Raw genomic sequence first — 19728 nt, forward strand, 5'->3', positions numbered from 1 at the left:
TCATGCCAATACGCCAAACGACCCATGATCCCCGCGTGCAGGCGCTCATCCTGCTCGTCCCAGCGCTGGCAATTTACGCCGTCTTCGCGCTCTATCCGATGCTCAACGTCGTCATCCTGAGTTTTCAGAAATGGAACGGTCTGGATCCGCATCGGCAGTTTGTGGGACTTGCCAACTACTCGGCGATATTCACGCGAGATCCGGTTTTCTGGGTCGCCTTTCGCAACACGGTGATCTGGACCCTCATGAGCCTGGTCTTTCCGCCAATGGTTGGGCTCCTGCTGGCGCTTAGCCTCAATCAAAAGATTGTCGGGCGCAACAGCCTTAGAGCAATCTTCTATCTGCCAGTCATCATTGCGCCGATCGCCGTCGCGACGATGTGGAAGTGGATGTACGATCCCTTCTTCGGCCTGTTCAGCCAGATACTCACTTCATGGGGCTTGCAGGCCTGGATCAAGGACTGGCTTGGACAAAAGGATATTGCCCTCTATTCCGTGTTCATTGCCTACCTCTGGCAGACGGTTGGATTCTCGATGGTCCTCTTCCTTGCCGGACTGCAGAATGTCTCGCAGACCCTTATTGAAGCCGCCAGGATTGACGGCGCAGGACGGTGGGGCGTTTTCAAGCACGTTACATTGCCCGCGCTTCGGCCAACGATCACCATCGTGCTCGTTCTGTCGATCATCTCGTCGCTAAAGGCCTTCGATATCGTCTATGGCCTGACGGGCGGCGGTCCCGCCCAATCCACACAGATGCTGGCTCTCTGGGCGTTCACGCAGGCAATGCAAATCTTCGACTTCGGTCGCGGGGCAGCGATCTCTGTCGTCCTGCTCCTGATCACGATGGCAGTCGTCATTCCCTATCTCAGATGGACGCAGAAACACGAGGAGACCGGGGAGTGACGACCGTGCACATCGATTCCGGCATTTCGGACCTTCAGACCAGATCATCGTCCATGAAACGCGATCCCATCCTGATCGGTCTTTGGATCGCTCTATTTCTTGTCGCGCTTGTATGGCTCGCACCGTTTATCTTCATTGTCTTCACGTCGCTGAAGACACCGGCTGCAGTTACGAGTACGGGAGCCTTCATGCCTCCGACCGAGCTTGCGTTCGACAACTACAGCGGCGCCTGGAGCCGCGGCAACTTCGCGAACTCCTTCTTCAACAGCGTCATCATAACCGTCATCAAGGTTCCTCTCGGATTGGCGCTATCGGCCATGGCTGCATACGCGTTGGCCAAGATTAAGCTGCGGATATCCAAACTCCTGCTTCTTGTCGTCGTCTTCGGAACCATGATCCCTTTTCAGGTAATGCTTGCTCCGCTGTTTACGCTCGTGAACTCCTTCGGCCTCATCGACACCTACCCGGGCGTCATCCTGCCTTACATTGCATTCGGCGTACCCTACCAGGTCTTCATTCTGCACGGGTTCTTCAAGGGAATTCCGAAAGAGTTGTCGGAAGCCGCACTCATTGACGGCGCGACACACTTCACTATTTTCCGCCGCATATTCCTTCCCGTCTGCCTGCCGGTCCTTGCAGCCCTCCTCATTCTGGACTTCGTTTCGACCTGGAACGAGTTCGCGATGGCGCTGGTCCTGCTCCAGGATCAGCACATGTGGACGTTGCCGCTCGGTCTTATGTCGTTTCAGGGACAGTTCTCAAGCAACTACGGCCAACTCAACGCAGCAATCGTCATGACCGTGCTGCCGGCAACGATCGTGTACCTGATGTTCCAGCGCTATTTCGTGTCCGGCCTCACCTCCGGCGCGGTCAAAGGCTAGCCGCTACAGAAATCTTTGAGGAGAAATGTCAATGTCCATTGCAACAGTCGAAAAATGGGGCGTGTTCGAGATGTCCTTCGAAGGTCCCTCGGGTGGCAATCCGTATCTCGACGTGGCATTCGATGCCATCTTCACGCACAAGAGCCGTGAGGTCCGCGTTCCCGGTTTCTACGATGGCGCAAACACGTATCGCATCCGTTTCATGCCCGATACCGAAGGCGAATGGACATATCGAACGCATTCGAAGACTGCCGCACTGGATAAAATGACTGGCGCTTTCATCGCGTCTCCACCGTCTTCAGGCAACCACGGGCCTGTTCGCGTCAGAAACAAGTTCCACTTCGCCTATGCAGACGGAACCCCGTTCCTGTCTTTCGGAACGACTTGCTATGCCTGGACGCATCAACCTGTCGCCATGCAGCAACAGACCCTCGAAACCCTGAAGCAGACACGCTTCAACAAGATCCGCATGGGTGTCTTCCCGAAGGACTACCCCTACAATGTCAACGAGCCACTCCACACATGCTTCGAACGGGGCGCTGACGGCCAGGAAGATTTCGATCGTCCGAACCCTGCATTATTCCAGCACTTCGACAAACAGGTTGAAGCGCTCTGCAAGCTGGGGATTGAGGCCGACATCATTATTTTCCATCCCTACGATCGCTGGGGATACGCCGACATGTCCGCCGATCAGGATTACCGCTACGTAGCCTATCTCGCAGCACGCCTGTCAGCCTACCGGAACGTCTGGTGGTCGCTTGCCAACGAGTACGATTTCCTTCTCGATACAAAGCCCATGGAGCAATGGGATCGCTACTTCCACATTCTCGAGGAGAACGATCCGTACCGGCACCTGCGCTCGATCCACAACGGCGACGTCACCGCGAATTTCGATCACCGCAAGCCGTGGGTGACCCACACCTGCATCCAGAACTGGGACGTCAAGCGCACCCAGGAGTGGCGCAACGCCTACGGCAAGCCTGTCGTCAACGACGAGCCCGAATATGAGGGTGACATCATTCAATCATGGGGCAACATCAGCGCCTCCGAGCTCGTGCATCGGTTCTGGACGACAGTGACGCGAGGGGGCTACGCCGGCCATGGCGAGACCTACTCACACCCGGAGGACCTCATCTGGTGGGCAAAGGGTGGCGAGTTACGTGGCGAAGCCTGGAACCGCATCGGCTTCTTGAGAGACCTCCTGGAGGAGGATGTCAGGGACGGGCTTGAGCCGATTGCCTCCGTGGGCGAGTGGCCGTGGTCGCGCGTTTCCGGCGCACAGGATCGCGACGGCGATTTCCGGCTGATCTATCTCGGCGAACACCAGCCGATTATCTGGTCCTCAGGCTTGCCATTGGACAGTGACGACTACGAAGTCGACATCATCGACACCTGGGGCATGACGATCACGCCGGCGAAGAAGGTGGAGGCTCCCGTTCCTCACCCGACCCGTCACGGAGCGATCGTGCGTGGGGGCAAACCGGACGCAGCGTTCGGCGTTGAACTCCCGCGCAAGCCCTACCAGGCGCTACGTGTGCGCAAGAAGCGCTAGGCAAAGGAGAGTTTGACCATGACCGGGCTCAGCATCAGCAAAGTCAAAAAATCTTTTGGTGCGGTCGACATCATCCACGGCGTCGATGTCGAAATTGCCAACGGAGAATTCGTCATTCTTGTCGGTCCCTCGGGCTGCGGCAAGTCTACGCTGCTGCGAATGATTGCCGGATTGGAGGACATCACCGCCGGCCAGATCAGCATCGGTGGGCGTGTCGTGAACAATCTTCAACCCAAGGACCGCGACATCGCGATGGTCTTCCAGAACTATGCGCTCTACCCGCAAATGACCGTAGCGCAAAACATGGGATTCGCTCTCGAACTTGCAGGAACGAAGCGGCCGGAGATCGAGAAGAAGGTTGCTGAAGCCGCGGCGATCCTTGGCCTCGAACCACTGCTCGGCCGAAAGCCGGCTCAATTGTCGGGTGGCCAGCGGCAACGCGTCGCCATGGGACGGGCAATTGTCAGGGACCCGAAAGTTTTCCTGTTCGACGAACCGTTGTCCAATCTTGATGCAAAACTGCGCGTCAAGATGCGGGCCGAGATCAAGGCCCTTCACCAACGCCTGAAAACGACGATCGTCTACGTCACGCATGATCAGATCGAAGCGATGACCATGGCTGACAAGATCGTCGTCCTCCAGGGTGGCAAGGTGGAGCAGATCGGAAGTCCTCTGGAGCTCTACGACAGACCACGCAACGTGTTTGTTGCAGAGTTCCTCGGTTCTCCCGCGATGAACTTTCTTGAAGGAACGATCGAGGTCGACACCAACCCTTGGCTCGTGCTGCCGAGCAGTGCCCGTATCAGGCTTTCACACGCGCCCGCCAATTCGACCAAAAGGCCGGTCATACTCGGCATCCGTCCCGAGGATATTTCGCTCGGGGGCGAAACCGGCATCGAAGCCACTGTCAAGGTTGTGGAGCCAACAGGTTCGGAAACCCATGTCGCCGTTGAAGTCGATGGCAGGGAACTAACCTGGGTCGTGCGCGATCGCGTCGAACTTGCGCCCGAGCAAACAGTAAAACTCTCGATGGAAACGGCAAAGGTCCATTTCTTCGACCTACAGACCCAGCAGCGGCTGGAAACCTGAGGGCGCGCGCGTCTCGCGCGCTTTCGTCCGCGTCAGCGTGTCAGTTGCATCGTTCCTCGCGGGATCGATTGAACGAGCCGCCGCGTATACGGGTGCTGCGGGTCGCCGATGACCTTCTCGGTCGGTCCGTGTTCGACGATCTCGCCGAGATAAAGCACATAGATCCGCTCGGCGATCTGGCGCAGTACAGCAAGATCGTGCGTGATAAAGAGATATGAGAGGGCGTGCTCAACCTGCAGGCGTCGGAACAGGTTAAGCACCTGAGCTTGAACAGAGACATCGAGAGCCGAAACCGGTTCGTCGCAGACAAGAATTGCCGGCTTGACCGCGAGAGCACGTGCAATCGCAACGCGCTGGCGTTCGCCGCCAGAAAGCGACACCGGACGGCGGTTGGCGTATGCAGCAGACAAGCCGACCTCTGCAAGCAGAGACGCGACCCGTTCGGGTGTCGCCGGGCTCGTGGCGCCCACCGACGCGCCTAGTGCCTCACTCAATGCCCGACCAACGCTATGTCGGGGATTGAGCGTCGAATAGGCGTCCTGAAAAACCATCTGGATGGACCGACGGATGCGGGCAAGGTCCCTCTTCTCCATTGCGCCGTAGTCAGCTGCCGAGATACCGCCGATAACAATGTCACCGGAGGTCGGGTTCTCGAGGCCAACCAGGCATCTCCCGATCGTGGTTTTGCCCGAGCCGGATTCTCCAACCAGACCCACACATTCCCCGGACCTTATGTAGAACGAAACATCCCTTACCGCACGGACCGGTCGTCCCCGACCACCAGAAAATGTCTTTGCCAGCGAGTTGACACGAACCAGGCATTCCCTGGCTTCCCCGGGAGATAGCCTTTTCGGCTCCTCCGACAGTACTGTCGCGCGCCGGGCGTCGATCTCGCTCTGGATCTCGTCCTGACGCAGGCATGCTGTGAAGCGCAGACCATCGCGAGCAACAAGCGGCGGCTTTAAGGCGCGGCAAACCGCACTCGCCCAATCGCAGCGGTCGGCAAAACTGCAGCGGTCAACGACCTCGGCAGCGCGAGGCACGGAACCCCGCATTGCGACAAGGTTGGGCACGCGTATATCCACCGGGGGGTCCGACAGGAGTAGCCCTAGAGTGTAGGGATGGAAAGGTTGCCGCTCGATCGCGATGGCGTCGCCGACTTCGAGTATTGAGCCTGCATAGAGGACGTAGACGCGCTGGCAGGTCGCGAAGGCGAGACGCAGATTGTGGGTGACAAGGATGAGGCCCATGTGACGCTCCCGCTGTACATCGGCGAGGAGCTTCATGATCTCGGCTTGACTGGTGACGTCAAGCGCCGTGGTGGGCTCGTCGGCAATGAGTAGATCCGGGTCGCGCGCAAGGGCGGCAGCCATTGCGACGCGCTGACACATGCCTCCCGACAACTGGAATGGTAGGCGACGTGCCACATCCGGGTCAGAAATGCCGACTTCCTCGAGACGTCTTTGCACCTCGTTCGCCCTTGCTGCCCGCGATGCGAACTCCGGCCGCGCACGAAGCATCTCGTCTATGTGATCGCCGCAGCACATCAGAGGGTTCAGCATCGTGAAAGGATCCTGCATCAGCATCGACACCCGATATCCCCTAACTTTGCGACGTTCGCGTTCGGGAAGCGGCATCAGGGACATACCGTCGAAGGTGATCGCGCCGGTCGCGTCGAGGCCCGACGGCAACAGACCGGCAATCGCGCGGGCAGTCACCGACTTTCCCGATCCGGACTCGCCAACGATCGCAATGCTCTCGCCGCGCTCCAGCGCGATGCTCATGGATGTCGTGATCGTCATCGTGCCCAGCGAGATGGCAAGGCCCTCGACCTCGAGAAGCGGTCCACCTCCGCCGGCCGAGATCGAGCGTGTCTTCATTTAGCAAACCGCTCGAGCAGCCAGTCGCCGATGAGGTTTATGCTGATGGCGGTCAATATGATCAATCCAGCAGGTAAAAGCAGGGCAACGGGATTTGAGAACAGGATATTGCGGTTCTCGAAAAGCATCCGGCCCCAGTCGGGGGCACCTGGCTCAGTGCCGAGACCGAGGAACGACAAGCCTGCGAGGTTGACCAGGGCAAAAGCGAAGTCAAGGATCACATAGGCAAGGATTATTGGCGCCACATTCGGAAGAATGTGCACGAAGAGGATGCGTGTCTTCGATAAGCCAAGTGTGCGAGCAGCTTCGATGTAAGGAAGGGGTCGTTGCTCCAGGACTGCACTGCGTACAATGCGTGTATCGGGTGCGGAAAAAAGGACGACAAGAACGGCGACGGCGGTCCAGTATCCGCCTCCCACGACACCGACGACAACCACGGCCAGAAGCGGCCCTGGTAGTGCGAGCATGACGTCAACCCAGCGCATGATTGCCGTGTCGACCACGCCGCCGAAATAGCCTGACACCAACCCAAGCACGGTGGCGATCGCAAAAGAGCCGGCGGCGACGACGACCGGGCCCGCCAGCGCTGTCCTTGCGCCGTAGATAACGCGCGAGAGCACATCGCGCCCAAACAGATCCGTCCCAGCGATGTGGGCGAGCGATGGCGGTGTATCTCCAATCCCAAGCCGCTGAACGAACGGGGAATCAGGGGTAAGCTTTTCTCCAAACACGGCACTGATCGCCACCGTCGCGAGAACCAGCAAGGCAATGAGTATGACCGCTGGAACGCGCGGCCGTTCTTCCCTGCCTCCTACCTCGCCGGCCGCTGGGCTGCTCATGGCCGAACTCTCCCAAAGCGGATGCGAGGATCAATCAGTGCATAGAGCACGTCGACAACAAGATTAACCAGCACCACAAAGGTGGAAAAGAGCAAAACGATGCCCTGGATTGTCGGAATATCACGCTTCTGAATGGCCTCAACCGTCAGGGCGCCCAGGCCCGGGAGGGAAAAGGTGACTTCGACGTAGATCGCCCCGGCCACAATACCAACAACGATGATCCCCGCGGCTGTGACCAGAGGAATGAGGGAATTCCGCAGAACGTATGCAAACAGAATGCGACGCGGGGAAAGGCCACGTGACTTTGCAAACGTCACGTAATCCTGTCCAAGTTCCTCGATCATTGCAGCGCGGGTGATCTTGATGACGATTGCCATGACAGAAATCGCCAACGCAAGCGACGGAAGTGTCAGATGCCAGGCACGATCGAAAAAGCCCTCACCTGATCCAAAGATAGGAAACCAGCGTAGCAGAACACCGAAGACGTAAAGAAGGAAAATACCGGTGACGAAAGCCGGAGAGCTGATCCCGAAGACACCCAGCATGACAAGCGCCCGGTCCAGGCGCCTGCCATGGCAATATGCGGCAACGGCGCCAAGCACTATCCCGGGGCCAAGAACAAGGACACTGCTCATCAAGGTTAGAAAGACAGTGACACCTAGCCGATCCCTTATGGTTCGCGTCACCGCCCGGTTGCCCTGAATCGAGACGCCAAGGTCCCCCTGAATGACCTGCGATAGCCATTTCCCGTACTGTACAGGCAAGGGGTCGTCGAGGTGGTAACGGGCGCGGATCGCTGCAATCGTTGCCGGATCTGCCGCACGCGTGCCGAGCAGGGAGCGCACCGGATCGCCGGGAGCGATATGGACCAACACGAAGACACCAAATGAGATGATAAGAAGAAGTGGGATTGCCACCGCGCACCGGCGAGCAAGAAACATGAGGAAGCTGGAAGCCGTCATTGAGGCGCCCCGCAGGTGCGCCTGGAACAGCCGCTTATTGAGCGGCAGGCATCAAGTTGATTCCGTTCGCGCAGGCGATCGGATCGAGCGGCGGCCCGCAAACGAATAAAGCCAGCTTCTGGCGACGCCCGCAGGTCTGTGATCTGCCGTCGATCGATGATGCACGCTAAAAAAAGGTCCATCCGGCGATGCCTTCCATTTTCAGCCGGTGTCGATCGATGCGACGAAAGCAACCCATCCGCGTTCGGCCGGACAGCGGCTTTGCTATCCCGGGCCGAACCCCCTCATGGCCCAGGGAATATTATACCAGAAGGCCGTATATCCGGTGAGACTGTACTTGTTGCTGAGAGCCATAGCAGAATCGGGCCAAAATATCGGCACCAGCGGGACGCCTTCGTTGACTATCTTGAACACTTCCTTCAGCGCGTTGGTGCGCTCCTTAGGGTCTGACTTCTCGATAGCGATCTTTAGAAGAGCGTCAACCTTTGCATCTTTGAAGTTCGAGCCGTTCAGACCGTCCTTTCTCGCCGTAGAGCTTGACAAGAATAGGTAGGGATAACTGACCGCATCCGGATAGTCGGGGTAGTAGGCCATGATTTGCATGCCAAGCTTCTCATGGCGAAAATACTGTGCGAGCCACGCGTTGTTGTCGAGTTCCTCGATTTTTGCACGGATACCGATCTGCTTCAGGTTCTCCACTACGGATTGCAGGACATTGATCATGTACGGATCGGCAGTCGATGCCGGGATCGAAAGGTCAAAACCGTCCGCATGGCCGGATTTTGCCAGCTCGGCCTTGGCTTGCGAAAGATCGAAGGGGTAGTCCGCCAACGTGTCGTAAAAGGCGCGAACCTGATCCGCAGCCATCAGCCCTGACCACATCTGCGGAGGGTTCAGAGCCGTCGCAGCCTCGCCTTTGCCCTTCAGAAGCGCCTTGACCAAGCCCTCCCGGTCGACAGCATGGGCCACGGCGCGCCTTACATGGATGTCGTCGAAGGGTGGCGCCGATTGGTCCAGAATGAGTGCATAGACGCCAAGAGACGGTGTTGTCTTGACCTTGGCGTTGTCGAGGGCTTCCCATTGGTTGAGGTCGGAGATGGCGACATCGAAGGTGCCGTCTATGTCACCGTGCTGCATGGCAAGAAGTCGGGCCTGTCGGTCTGGTATTGCCTGGAAGACGATGCGTTTTGCGAGAGGTTTCCCGCCCCAGTAGTCATCGCGGGCCTCAAGGACAACGCGATCCGTCGGTACAAATTCGATCAATCTGTAGGGGCCGGTCCCAAGTGGCAGCACCTCTGGCGTTCCGATACCCTTGGCCGCAAGTTGTTCCTTCTTGAAGACGAATCCCGCCATGTGCGCAGCCGTATAGATGTACTGCACGTCAGGCGCTTTCAATTTGACAGTAACCAGATCTTTCGACGTCACTTCAACGGCTGCCACCGAACTGTAAAAGGAGGCAAGCTGAGAGCCGGAGTCAGGGTTCATGTGATACTGTATCGTAGCAGCCACATCCTCTGCCGTAAGAGGAGTTCCGTCGCCGAACGTGACACCGCCACGCAGATGATAGCGCAGGGTCGTCGGATCGGGCTGTTCCCAAGAGTCAGCGGCTGCGGGTTCGAGAGCGAGGTCATCCCCGAACGTCAGCGATCCCTCCTGGACAAGCGACATGATCGCTCCGACATAGGTTGTCCAGGCATGTGGAATGAACAGCGTGTCCGCAATGCTGGGCAAGGCCCAAGTGAGCTTGTCGATTTGATCACCAGCGCTTGCCGAACGTATGATCGAACGCGGACCTGACAGGGCAACGGCTGCGGTGAGTAGCACGCCGTTCACCATGGCATAACGTCGCGTCAAGCAGATGTCCATTCGATCCCCCGTCTCAAAATGATGCATTAGCCAACGTGAATGTACGCGTCTCGTTGCCAGGCCTCAAGGGGCACACCTACGTCCGGATACCCCAGTCCGCAATGGGAGTAAGCGAACAACAGATACCGGACGCCGATTCTGGTCGTCGCATCCGCAGCAATAAGCTATTGTTTCGTCTTGGAACGACGTGTGATGAAGGCAAGTCTGCCAGCAGAAGGGCGATATCATGCCATTGCCTCGGGTCGGACGAAAACTCGCAGCAATACTGGTTGCAGATGTCGTCGGCTATTCAGGCCTCGTCGAAGCGGACGAAACCGGAACGCTTAGCGCCGTAAAACATCTACGGCAATCCCTTATGGAGCCGTTGTTTTCCGAGCACCATGGCCGGATTGTCAAGGTCATGGGTGACGGATTGATCGCGGAATTCAACTCCGTCGTCGATGCAGTGGCCTGTGCGGTGACAATGCAGGAAAAAGTCGCCGACTGGCAAAGGCCGGTTAATCCCGAGCGTCGGATCGTTTTACGCATCGGGATAAACCTCGGAGATGTCGTCGTCGAGGATGACGACCTCCTGGGCGATGGCATCAACGTAGCGGCTCGTCTTGAACAGATCTGCCCTCCCGGAAGCGTGTTGATCACAGGCTCAGCTTACGATCAACTCTTGGGCAAGATCGATGTCGATTTCGAGTATGCTGGCGAGCAGCAACTGAAAAACATCAGCCGGCCTGTCAAGATCTACCGGATGGCCGCCCGGTCAGATGCGGCTACGCCGCTGGCGTCCAGGATGCGCGAGCCGAGCTCAGACGCCCGCAAGACGGTCACGATCCTGTTTGCCGATATCGTTGATTCCTCGCGACTGGGACTAACGCTTGACCCGGAAGCCCTTCGCAACCTGCTCGCACGTTACTTTGGCGAGATCAGCGCTGTCGTGCAGCGCCATGGCGGGTTCGTTGATAAATATATCGGGGACGCCATCATGGCCACGTTTGGCGTGCCCCTAGCCAACGAGGACGACGCGACGCGCGCCGTGCGGGCGGCGGCGGAGATGCGAGAAAGACTTGCCGACCTCAATCAGCAGCTGGAGGCTGGGTGGGGCGTTCGCCTTGCAAACCGGATAGGGATCAACACAGGAGAGGTGATCGCAGGCGGCGATTTGAGGGGGTTTCTCTCAGTCGCCGGCGAGGCCGTCAATGTCGCCAAACGGCTGGAGGAGGCAGCGCTGCCTGATGAGATCCTGATCGGCAGATCGACGCACAGACTCGTGCGCGACGCAGTCGTCGTGTCGCCAAGCGGACCGCGTCTGCTCAAGCACGGCGATACCATCACGGCACTTGTTGTCAGACAAGTCCTCCCCCACGCGCCCGGCCTTGCACGCCGCTTCGATTCGCCCTTTGTCGGGCGCGAACGCCAGCGTGTGTTGCTCGAAACCGTCTTCCAAAACGCAGTCGGCGACAGGACCTGCCACATGGTCAGCGTCCTTGGCGATGCCGGGGTCGGAAAGTCGCGGCTGGTGCGAGAGTTCGCGCGTGGTCTTCCATCAGACGTTACGATCTTGCACGGCAACTGCCTGCCCTATGGCGAAGGCATCACCTATTGGCCCCTGGCCGAGATCGTGCGGGAATTCATACGGGCGGAGGGGCTGGATACCGGTGAGCAACTCGCAACGATGATCGAAGCGCGGCTGGCAGGCGACGAAAAGGCAGGCCTCATTGCCGCGCGCGTGGCTGGGGCCCTCGGGCTTGGCGGGGCGGTACAAGGGACCACCGAGGAGACTGCCTGGGCCGTGCGCAAGCTCCTGGAGGCGCTCGCTCGATCCAGCCCGCTCGTCGTCGTGGTCGACGACGTTCATTGGGCGGAGCCGACATTCCTCGACCTGCTTGAGCACATTGCCGACTTCTCGCGTGACGTCCCAATCCTCCTCGTCTGCATGGCGCGGCCGGAACTCTTCGACGCTCGTCCAGGCTGGGGAGCCGGCAAGCGCAACGCAACCTCGATCTCGCTCGAGCGGCTGAGCGATGTAGAATGCCATACACTGATATCCAACCTCTTCGGCGGCGCACCACTCCCGGCGGCTGCCGAGTCGAGGATCTTCAATGCGGCCGACGGCAATGCACTCTTCGCCGAAGAGCTCGTCGCGATGCTGATAGACGAGAACTATCTTCGCCGCGCGCCCGATGGCTGGGTCTCTGTATCCGATCTTGCCGATCTGCCGGTCCCCTCGTCGATCAACGCTCTTCTCGCCGCCCGGCTCGAGCGGCTTCCATCCCTAGAACGTGCCATTCTCAGAACCGCTGCTGTGGAGGGCTCAGTTTTCCATCAAGGCGCCGTCGGCGAATTGGAAAGGTCATTGCTTGATGGGCTCGAGAACGGGTTGATGGCGCTCGTCCGCCGTGATCTCATCCGGCCTGAGGCCCCGACCTTTCCCGGTGACAAAGCCTATCGATTCCGGCACGTCCTCATCCGGGATGCCGCCTATCGCTCCCTGCCAAAGAACGCGCGGGCCGAACTGCACGAGCACTTCGCCGCCTGGCTTGAACGAACGACCGCAGACCGTCTGCGCGAATTCGAGGAATTCGTCGGTTATCACCTTGAGCAGGCCTTTCAATACCGGACATCGCTGGGTCCACGCGATACACATGCAGCTTCCCTTGCCGCCCGGGCCGGCGAACGGCTCGAGGCAGCTGGACGACGCGCTCTTGTTCGGAGCGACCTTCCAGCGGCGATCTCCCTTCTGGAGCGGGTTTTGCGGCTGATCCCGAGCGATGACACGCGCCGGATCGTGCTGCTCGCCGAATTGAGCGGTGCGCAGATCGAAAGCGGTCGGTTGGACGATGCGGGTCGCATGCTCGATGAAGCCGAGCAACTTGCTACCGCGACCAACAACCGGAGTTTGATTGCCCATGTCAGCGTCCAGCGCCAGTTCCTGCAGCTCCTCCTGGCCAAGGAAGACGGGGTAAAAAATGCGGAAGAGGCAGCAATCAAGGCTGTCCCGATCTTTGAAAGCCTGGGGGATGACCTCGGTCTATGCCGTGCACACCGGCTCAAGGCATGGCTTTGCTTCAACGGCGCCCGCGGCGAGGCGGCGGCCGAGGCGTGGGAGCGCGCAGCTGTTCACGCCCGGCGTGCCGACGACCGCCACGAGTATAACGAGATCCTCACCTGGATTGCTTCGTCGCTCTGGTTCGGCCCCACCCCTGCCCCCGAAGGGATCAGCCGTTGCGAGGCCATGCGCGCGGAGGTGACCGAAAGCCCGGTATCCGAGGCGGCGATCCTGCGTCAGCTTGCTTCCCTCAACGCAATCGCCGGCCGTTTTTCGGTTGCCCGCGACCAGATCGGAAAGAGCAATGCCGCGTACGCGGACCTCGGCCTGACCCACACCCTTTATGTAGCTTCGTCCGAGCATGAAGCCGTCATCGAACTCCTCGCCGGCAATCCTGCCGCAGCAGAAAAAAGCGCGCGCGCTTCCTACCGCGCGCTTGAGGAGATGGGCGAGCGCGCCTTCCGTTCGACGATGGCCGCCTCACTTGCAGCCGTTCTCATGGAGCAAGGGCGTGACGATGAGGCCGAGGAGTTTGCGAACCTCAGTTCGGAACTTGCCGCGATTGATGATCTGGTGACACAGGTTCGTTGGCGGCGTGTGCGCGCGCGTATCCTCGCCAGGAGGGCAAAAATCCAGGATGCGGAGGCCCTTGCGCGCGCGGCAGTGGAGTTCGCCGAAAAGACTGACTTCATCAACGACAAGGCAGTAGCACTCGTCGATTTGTCTTACGTTCTCGAGGCGGCGAGCCGACGCAGCGACGCGGTCGGCGCGGCGCAGGCGGCCTTACGTCTATACGAGCGCAAGGGAAACGTGGTGGGCGCTGCCACCACCCGACGTCGCGTCGTCGACCTAGATAATGCATGACCGCCGAAGCGCACGCGCCGAGATCGGGCTAGCCACCACGCTCCTTACCCGTCGGACTAGGCCGGACAGGCCCGAAGACCGTGTCTATCGCTTCTCCGTTGGCCACCCGCTCAAGCTTTTCCTCGGCCCTGCCGATCGCCTCGGTGACCCTCTTCTGCAACGTCCGCAGAACGTCGACCTGGGTCTTGTAGCGCTCAATGAATTCGCGCTGATCGATGGTCATGTTATCCTCCATCTGCATCTCGCTCGACCATCCCCGATCGGCGCTAGTTCTGAAGTGTGACAACATCGAACCACCAATCATACTGGTAATGTCCATGATCATCGCGCAATGCGAGGAGTGAAATACCGACTGCTGGGCCGGGCGCAAAGCGTCCGTTTCTCCACCCAGCCTCGGGCGCGGTCCACCGCCCGTCCTCGAAGCCCGTCCAGGAACTCTGAGAAGAGCTTTGACTTGGTCCGGCCCAAACTTGCCCTGGACCTATTCCGCCACCCTGTACAACCCAGGCCTCGACCCACCTGGGCTCGAAGTTCGGATCAATGTCTGTCATTGGACCTGTCGGCCATTCAATACGGCCTGTCTCGGAGTCAATCTGCTGATTTGGATCCCAATTGGCTGGCATACGTCTCTCCAATCGCTACCGGGCGATCCGCCCTTCCAACATGAACAAGAGAACAACTGCACAGCAAGTATGTCCCATCTCGGCAATTTCGGCTAGGTTAAATCCGACCAGATAAATATCGTCATGTTTTCTTCTTGGTGACTCCGAGATCAATGAAGACAGGCGCGCGATGCGTTCAATGCTTGGGATAAGATATGCGCATGAATCTTACTCGGGAATACTATTATTCTGGGGCAATATGCTGCGCCTTTTTAAACACGCTTCAGTCGATGCATAAAAGCAGTCCGGTCATCGTCGCCGCCCGGTCCCATAAGTCGACCGGTCTCCTGACGACACCTTCTGATCGCCCCTTCCATCGGATCATATCGGCAGGTCACAGCGCTCCTTTATGCGCAGTTCATGGAAATGTTAATTGTCCCATCAGTCACCGCCCCACGAATCCCCACCAACGCCCGAATTCCGGTATCACCTGCGAGTAGCGCCGAGCCTTACAAGGACCTCGCCCGGAATCTGGTAGCGATCGATGACTTCCCTGTTGTTTCGAAGCCCGCAGATCTCTCGCTGGATGAATAGGGCCCATACCGCCTGGGAAGCGTCATCAAGGAGCGTCGTTCGATCTATCTGATGATGGTTGTCGGACGACCATGCAGCCAACTTGGCCAACGCAGCTTCCGCCCTGCGGCCCTGACGGCCGAGATGTCTTCCCTTTAGCAGATCCCGTTGATTACTTGATCACTTCGATGACGCGGTGGGTATGGGGATCGATGATCACGCGTTGCTTGTTGATCACTGTGTAACCGTATGCATCATTGCTCGGGATCGTATGCACCTCTACCGAGGACGGCAACTCTGTTCCGACAATAATATCCCCGTCATAAGTGACAGACGGCACCTCCTGCTCGGTAATGTAAGTCCTCACCTCGCCAGGCACCGTAACGACGGTGGTCTGTGCCATTGCGGTACCGGTCAACATCAATGCCGCGATTGCGGCTGTAGCATGCACCTTCATATTAACCTCCAACGTTTCTGGATGATGAACTCCGTTTCCGCTTGAAGGTTCCGTCTGCGCCCCAACAGCCACGTTCGAGGCTTACTGCAACGTCTGGCGCGCGCCCTCGTCCGGAGCGGCGATTGCTGTCAAAAGCAGCTTGTCGATCCGTCGCCCATCCAGGTCGACAACTTCAATGCGCCAACCATTCATGATGAAGCTCTCGCCGACCTCGGGCAGATGCTTCATTTCCTCCAGGACAAGACCTGCGACTGTCTGATAGTTCCTGTAGTCATCAACCTGGAAGTTCATGAAATCCGCGAACTCGTCGATCGGGGTCCAGCCTGATACGAGATAGCTGCCGTCGTGACGGCGCACAATGGCTCGCTCGCCGATCGAGTCTTCCTGGACTGCTCCCAGGATCGCCTCCAGAATGTCCCCGGAGGTAATCACGCCCTCAAAGTGACCATATTCGTCATAGACCAGTACCATGTGGCAGCTTGATCGACGGATTGCCTGAATGATGTCTATTGCGCCCGACAGATCCGACACGATCGGGACCTGCTGCACAAGCGTCCCAATGTCGACATGACCCGTGGACGCGAGGGCATCATAGAAATCCTTGGTCAAGAGCACGCCGATGATCTCGTCCGAGCTATTCTTGCGAACAGGCAATCGCGCCTGTGCGGACCGGCGAAGTTGCTCCCGGATTGCGGGGAAACTGTCTTCGATATCAATCACCTCTACGTCCCGGCGCGGTGTCATCAAGGCTCGAGCATTTCGGTCCGCCAGTCTCATGACCCCGGAAATCATCGCCGACTCCTCCGTCTCGATGACACCGGCACTGTGCGCTTCCGCGAGAACCGTCTTGATTTCCTCGTCGGTGACGATATCGCCCGACTTGCCGGCCTGGCCGAGAAGGCGAAGGATGGTGCGCCCTGATGCGTCGAGCAACCAGACGAGCGGTGCGGCAAGGCGGGACAGGAATATCATCGCCGGAGCGACCTTGCTTGCAACCGTCTCGGGCGCGCGAAGGGCAATTTGCTTTGGAACAAGTTCGCCGACGATCAGCGAGAGATATGTAATCGCGACGACCACCGAGCCGACGCCAAGCGCGTCAGCAGCGGCGGGCGACAGACCTTGCTTGCCAAGCCAGCCGGCCAATCGCGCGCCAAGCGTCGCGCCCGAGAACGCGCCGGACAGCACGCCGACAAGCGTGATCCCGATCTGCACGGTCGACAGGAACCGTCCGGGCTCCTCGCCAAGCCTTATCGCCATGGCAGCCCCACGGCTCCCCTGGTCGGCAAGAACTTTCAAACGGGCCGGCCGGGACGAAACGACAGCAAGCTCCGACATGGCGAGGACGCCATTCAAGATGGTAAGAATGGCAACTATTGATATTTCGAGAAGCAAAAATGGGAACCCTGTAACGTCGAAACTACGCGAAACATAGGCATTCTCCGAGAGAACACCAGCGGCAATCCGATCGCGGTGGCTGTTTCTTTGCTTCAATGATCGCAGACCGAGGCAAAGCACTGACCGTTGCTTCCGATCCGGTGATCGTCACGCTTGCTGCCTAGTTTCTGCCGGGATCCTGGCCGAAGCCCATTCCGGTAGGTGCGGCGCACGGCCTTCGACGCCGGGCAAGGTCTCGGCGGCGTGCGCGTCCCCCGATGGATGCCAGATTGCAAGCGACGAATGCCCGCCCCGGTTGGCGTGCCGTACTCGATCCTCAGACGGCTCTGCCTTTGGAAGATCAAAGTAACCTCGAAAATCCCGGCAGTAGCGTTCACCAGTTCGAAGGCCCAGGTATCGTGATCCGCTGGCGCCGCGAAATACCCTCAAGTCCAAGCGTTCAGCTCCGCAATGCCGGCGACGGCATCCCTCACCCGCCAAGCCGTGCCGAGCGCCTCGTCATTTCCTTTTTGGCGACATAGGCGCCAAGTGACACGAAAATGGCGACGGCGACCAGTGCAATCAACAGGTGAACATCCAGTTGCAGGCGTCCGAGCATGGCTTCGATCGCCTGCCCGGCCAAAAAGCCGGCGCCTGTTATCAGGACACCCCATGCTGATGCGGCAATTGCATTGAGGCTAACGAATTTCAATCCGGAAACGCTCGACACACCGATTGCAACAGGACTGATCGTGCGAATCCCGTAGATGAACCGAAAAGCCAGGATGAAGCTCGTCGGATGCGCCTCGAGGAGCCGCGTCGCCCTGGCGATCGGCGCCGAGGCAAGAAGCCTTTTGACATAAGACCATTTCGCTGCATGGCGGCCCAACAGGAAGAAGAACTGGTCTGCGGCGAACGATCCAAGACTTGCGGCCAATGCCACCTGCCAGTAGGCGAGGAGGTGGCGGTGGGCAAAGATTCCGCCGAGAAATGCCGCTGTTTCACCCTCGATACCCGCGCCGAGAAACACGGCGAGCACACCGTAGTCGCCGATCATCTTTTCTAGCAATGCTAGACTCCAGTGTTCCATGCCAGGCAATCTGCATTGGATTGATCCTGGCGGCAATCTGTCTTCGCTTGATTTCAAACCTGAACCTTTCCGGCCAACCTTGCAGGCAATCACGCGAGGCTGTATCCAACCCAACAGGCGCGATACGAAGGGCGGTCGTGGCGTCTGGGGAGGACGGGACGCATGAGGATGACGAAGATCGGTTTCATCGGAACAGGGACGATTTCCGAGGCCATGGTCAGGGGGCTCCTGATAGAACCTCCTGCTCTCTCGCATGTGACGGTTTCGCCTCGAAGCGCCGAGATTGCGCAACGTCTTGCGGCTGACTTTGGAGAAGTCTCGATCGCGACCGACAACCAGTCTGTCATCGATCAGAGTGACATGGTTGTCCTCGCAGTCCGGCCGCAAATTGCACAGGATGTCGTGAGTGAGCTGACGTTCCGTAACGGGCAGTCCATTCTCAGCGTCGTCGCGGCGACCGATCGCCAGACCATGCTTGGATGGATCGGAGCGGAAGTTCACCTGGTCCAGGCCATCCCATTGCCGTTCGTGGCAAAACGCGAAGGTGTTACCGCCATCTTCCCGCCGGATCGGGACGTCGCGGCGCTTTTTTCCGTTCTTGGAACCACAATCGAATGCGATACGAAGAAAGAATATGATCTTCTCGCAGCAGCGAGCTCGCTGATGTCAACCGTTCTCGGGATCATGGACATCTCGGCCGGGTGGCTCGAAGACAAAGGCCTCGCCGCCGGCAAGGGGCGCGCCTTTATCGCACCGTTATTCACCAGCCTATCGCAAACAGCCATGCGCTCCGGGGTTTCACTCGACGACCTCAGCAGCGAATTCGCGACGAAGGGTGGCCTGAACGAACAGGTATTGTCCGACTTCAAGGCAAAGGGCGGACGTGCCGCGTTGCTATCGGCGCTTGATCGCGTCCTGAGGAGGATCGAGGGCGAGACAGACAGCTGACGGTGTAGCAAAACATGTCGACATTTCGGACACATGAAAAACCTATCGAGTGGTTTGCTTTTTGACCGCTCCGAGATAAGGATCCGGGAGCAAGCAGGAGTTTCGTAAACCAATGTCAAAACCCCGGTTGAGAAGGGAAGCCGACCTCCTTCTGCATCGTGGAACAAGAACGGCAAGTGGCGACTATGCCGTGAGCCGCGCGCGCAGACCTGCCAACGTGGCACGCGTCATCGGTGCGCTGGGCAACATCCTGATGTCGGACGCGGCTCCATTCATGGAAAAATTCGTTGCAGGCAAGGTATTCCACCTGCTGCAGGAGCCCGGTGCCGTCGCAATGAAACCTGCGAGCCCGCTGCCGCTGGCTTCCCAGTTGCAATTCGCGCTCCGCAACCTGGCCTTAAGGGGCGAGCCCTATGAAGAAGCTGCGGCCGCCATCAACGATGTCGCTAAGAGTCTCGAATGGGTCGCCAGCAAGACCGGCCCGTTTGCCAGCATCAATATCGAGCATACCCACGCTCATGCTGTAATCGCTGGTATGTCGGGCATCGAGGAACGAAGCGACGTCGCTCTCGGTCTGACCATCATGGCGCCCTACAGCCGTTTTCCCGATCACATCCAGTTTCGATCCCGTGTTTTTCTGGCTCTGTCGGACTGCGAATTCTCATGCGACGACAAGGGGTGGCAACGCGGTACGGTCGGTTCGATCTTCTTCAATGAAGCTGGCCACAACGTCGCGATGCGGTGCACGTCGCGACCACTCCTGGCGGCGTGGTGCCACGTCGAGAAGTAAAGCGACTTCACCTTAATTT

Annotated in this window: 16 protein-coding genes; 7 read left to right on the forward strand and 9 right to left on the reverse strand. The window is 58.7% G+C overall.

Translation table 11 applies throughout. From position 1 onward, the window contains the following. The first annotated feature begins 2 nt into the window (after positions 1–2). Genes RGCCGE502_RS29350 through RGCCGE502_RS29365 form a run of 4 tightly spaced genes read left to right on the forward strand, consistent with a single transcriptional unit; the run spans position 3 to position 4424 of the window. Positions 3–902, forward strand: a complete 900-nt coding sequence (locus RGCCGE502_RS29350) for a carbohydrate ABC transporter permease (RefSeq protein ID WP_019280369.1) — start codon at positions 3–5, stop codon at positions 900–902. Between the two features lie 53 nt (positions 903–955). Next, entirely contained in the window at positions 956–1783 is an 828-nt protein-coding gene (locus RGCCGE502_RS29355) for a carbohydrate ABC transporter permease (protein ID WP_051158748.1), read from the forward strand. Between the two features lie 31 nt (positions 1784–1814). After that, complete coding sequence (locus RGCCGE502_RS29360) at positions 1815–3335, forward strand: DUF5060 domain-containing protein (RefSeq protein WP_016557861.1); 1521 nt, start codon at positions 1815–1817, stop codon at positions 3333–3335. Positions 3336–3353: 18 nt separating this feature from the next. Continuing rightward, positions 3354–4424 carry an ABC transporter ATP-binding protein gene (locus RGCCGE502_RS29365; RefSeq protein ID WP_016557862.1) on the forward strand — a complete coding sequence of 357 codons (1071 nt, stop codon included), beginning with the start codon at positions 3354–3356 and terminating at the stop codon, positions 4422–4424. A gap of 32 nt (positions 4425–4456) precedes the next feature. Here RGCCGE502_RS29365 and RGCCGE502_RS29370 read toward each other — a convergent pair whose 3' ends face one another. The 4 genes from RGCCGE502_RS29370 to RGCCGE502_RS29385 form a co-directional block, all read right to left on the reverse strand. Then, on the reverse strand, positions 4457–6304 hold the full coding sequence (locus tag RGCCGE502_RS29370; RefSeq protein ID WP_016557863.1) for a dipeptide ABC transporter ATP-binding protein: 1848 nt from the start codon (positions 6302–6304) through the stop codon (positions 4457–4459). Then, a complete protein-coding gene (locus RGCCGE502_RS29375) occupies positions 6301–7143 on the reverse strand; it encodes an ABC transporter permease (protein WP_016557864.1) in 843 nt (280 codons plus the stop codon). The genes RGCCGE502_RS29370 and RGCCGE502_RS29375 overlap by 4 nt, the downstream gene beginning before the upstream one ends. Then, positions 7140–8105 carry an ABC transporter permease gene (locus RGCCGE502_RS29380; RefSeq protein ID WP_016557865.1) on the reverse strand — a complete coding sequence of 322 codons (966 nt, stop codon included), beginning with the start codon at positions 8103–8105 and terminating at the stop codon, positions 7140–7142. The genes RGCCGE502_RS29375 and RGCCGE502_RS29380 overlap by 4 nt, the downstream gene beginning before the upstream one ends. 264 nt (positions 8106–8369) lie before the next feature. Further along, positions 8370–9971 carry an ABC transporter substrate-binding protein gene (locus RGCCGE502_RS29385; RefSeq protein ID WP_016557866.1) on the reverse strand — a complete coding sequence of 534 codons (1602 nt, stop codon included), beginning with the start codon at positions 9969–9971 and terminating at the stop codon, positions 8370–8372. 226 nt (positions 9972–10197) lie between these two features. Between RGCCGE502_RS29385 and RGCCGE502_RS29390 the strand changes: the two genes are divergently transcribed. Then, on the forward strand, positions 10198–13875 hold the full coding sequence (locus RGCCGE502_RS29390) for an adenylate/guanylate cyclase domain-containing protein (RefSeq protein ID WP_016557867.1): 3678 nt from the start codon (positions 10198–10200) through the stop codon (positions 13873–13875). Positions 13876–13903: 28 nt separating this feature from the next. Here RGCCGE502_RS29390 and RGCCGE502_RS36865 read toward each other — a convergent pair whose 3' ends face one another. The 5 genes from RGCCGE502_RS36865 to RGCCGE502_RS29415 all read right to left on the reverse strand — a co-directional run bounded on the left by RGCCGE502_RS36865 (position 13904) and on the right by RGCCGE502_RS29415 (position 17938). Next, positions 13904–14098, reverse strand: coding sequence for a hypothetical protein (locus RGCCGE502_RS36865; protein ID WP_141652434.1), 195 nt, complete (start codon positions 14096–14098; stop codon positions 13904–13906). Between the two features lie 865 nt (positions 14099–14963). Continuing rightward, the gene (locus RGCCGE502_RS38350; RefSeq protein ID WP_341875057.1) at positions 14964–15212 is read right to left on the reverse strand and encodes a DUF6665 family protein; all 249 of its coding nucleotides are present in this window, start codon (positions 15210–15212) and stop codon (positions 14964–14966) included. A 10-nt stretch (positions 15213–15222) separates the two neighbouring features. Next, positions 15223–15507 (reverse strand): DUF1236 domain-containing protein, encoded by a 285-nt coding sequence (locus tag RGCCGE502_RS29405; RefSeq protein WP_016557870.1) that lies wholly within the window; start codon positions 15505–15507, stop codon positions 15223–15225. A gap of 81 nt (positions 15508–15588) precedes the next feature. Then, on the reverse strand, positions 15589–16899 hold the full coding sequence (locus RGCCGE502_RS29410) for a hemolysin family protein (RefSeq protein ID WP_040675952.1): 1311 nt from the start codon (positions 16897–16899) through the stop codon (positions 15589–15591). Between the two features lie 472 nt (positions 16900–17371). Beyond that, positions 17372–17938 carry a DedA family protein gene (locus RGCCGE502_RS29415; protein ID WP_016557872.1) on the reverse strand — a complete coding sequence of 189 codons (567 nt, stop codon included), beginning with the start codon at positions 17936–17938 and terminating at the stop codon, positions 17372–17374. A gap of 195 nt (positions 17939–18133) precedes the next feature. Between RGCCGE502_RS29415 and RGCCGE502_RS29420 the strand changes: the two genes are divergently transcribed. Beyond that, positions 18134–18919 carry a pyrroline-5-carboxylate reductase gene (locus tag RGCCGE502_RS29420; protein ID WP_016557873.1) on the forward strand — a complete coding sequence of 262 codons (786 nt, stop codon included), beginning with the start codon at positions 18134–18136 and terminating at the stop codon, positions 18917–18919. A gap of 112 nt (positions 18920–19031) precedes the next feature. Then, a complete protein-coding gene (locus tag RGCCGE502_RS29425; RefSeq protein ID WP_016557874.1) occupies positions 19032–19709 on the forward strand; it encodes a dimethylsulfonioproprionate lyase family protein in 678 nt (225 codons plus the stop codon). The last annotated feature ends 19 nt before the right edge of the window (positions 19710–19728 follow it).

Source organism: Rhizobium grahamii CCGE 502 (genome assembly GCF_000298315.2).
GTDB classification, from domain to species: Bacteria; Pseudomonadota; Alphaproteobacteria; order Rhizobiales; family Rhizobiaceae; genus Rhizobium; species Rhizobium grahamii.

What these genes read in the sequence shown, in the direction of transcription:
- RGCCGE502_RS29350 (WP_019280369.1), top strand. Translation starts at nt 3, where the DNA reads ATGCCAATACGCCAAACGACCCATGATCCCCGCGTGCAGGCGCTCATC.
- RGCCGE502_RS29355 (WP_051158748.1), top strand. Translation starts at nt 956, where the DNA reads ATGAAACGCGATCCCATCCTGATCGGTCTTTGGATCGCTCTATTTCTT.
- RGCCGE502_RS29360 (WP_016557861.1), top strand. Translation starts at nt 1,815, where the DNA reads ATGTCCATTGCAACAGTCGAAAAATGGGGCGTGTTCGAGATGTCCTTC.
- RGCCGE502_RS29365 (WP_016557862.1), top strand. Translation starts at nt 3,354, where the DNA reads ATGACCGGGCTCAGCATCAGCAAAGTCAAAAAATCTTTTGGTGCGGTC.
- RGCCGE502_RS29370 (WP_016557863.1), bottom strand. Translation starts at nt 6,304, where the DNA reads ATGAAGACACGCTCGATCTCGGCCGGCGGAGGTGGACCGCTTCTCGAG.
- RGCCGE502_RS29375 (WP_016557864.1), bottom strand. Translation starts at nt 7,143, where the DNA reads ATGAGCAGCCCAGCGGCCGGCGAGGTAGGAGGCAGGGAAGAACGGCCG.
- RGCCGE502_RS29380 (WP_016557865.1), bottom strand. Translation starts at nt 8,105, where the DNA reads ATGACGGCTTCCAGCTTCCTCATGTTTCTTGCTCGCCGGTGCGCGGTG.
- RGCCGE502_RS29385 (WP_016557866.1), bottom strand. Translation starts at nt 9,971, where the DNA reads ATGGACATCTGCTTGACGCGACGTTATGCCATGGTGAACGGCGTGCTA.
- RGCCGE502_RS29390 (WP_016557867.1), top strand. Translation starts at nt 10,198, where the DNA reads ATGCCATTGCCTCGGGTCGGACGAAAACTCGCAGCAATACTGGTTGCA.
- RGCCGE502_RS36865 (WP_141652434.1), bottom strand. Translation starts at nt 14,098, where the DNA reads ATGACCATCGATCAGCGCGAATTCATTGAGCGCTACAAGACCCAGGTC.
- RGCCGE502_RS29405 (WP_016557870.1), bottom strand. Translation starts at nt 15,507, where the DNA reads ATGAAGGTGCATGCTACAGCCGCAATCGCGGCATTGATGTTGACCGGT.
- RGCCGE502_RS29415 (WP_016557872.1), bottom strand. Translation starts at nt 17,938, where the DNA reads ATGATCGGCGACTACGGTGTGCTCGCCGTGTTTCTCGGCGCGGGTATC.
- RGCCGE502_RS29420 (WP_016557873.1), top strand. Translation starts at nt 18,134, where the DNA reads ATGAGGATGACGAAGATCGGTTTCATCGGAACAGGGACGATTTCCGAG.
- RGCCGE502_RS29425 (WP_016557874.1), top strand. Translation starts at nt 19,032, where the DNA reads ATGTCAAAACCCCGGTTGAGAAGGGAAGCCGACCTCCTTCTGCATCGT.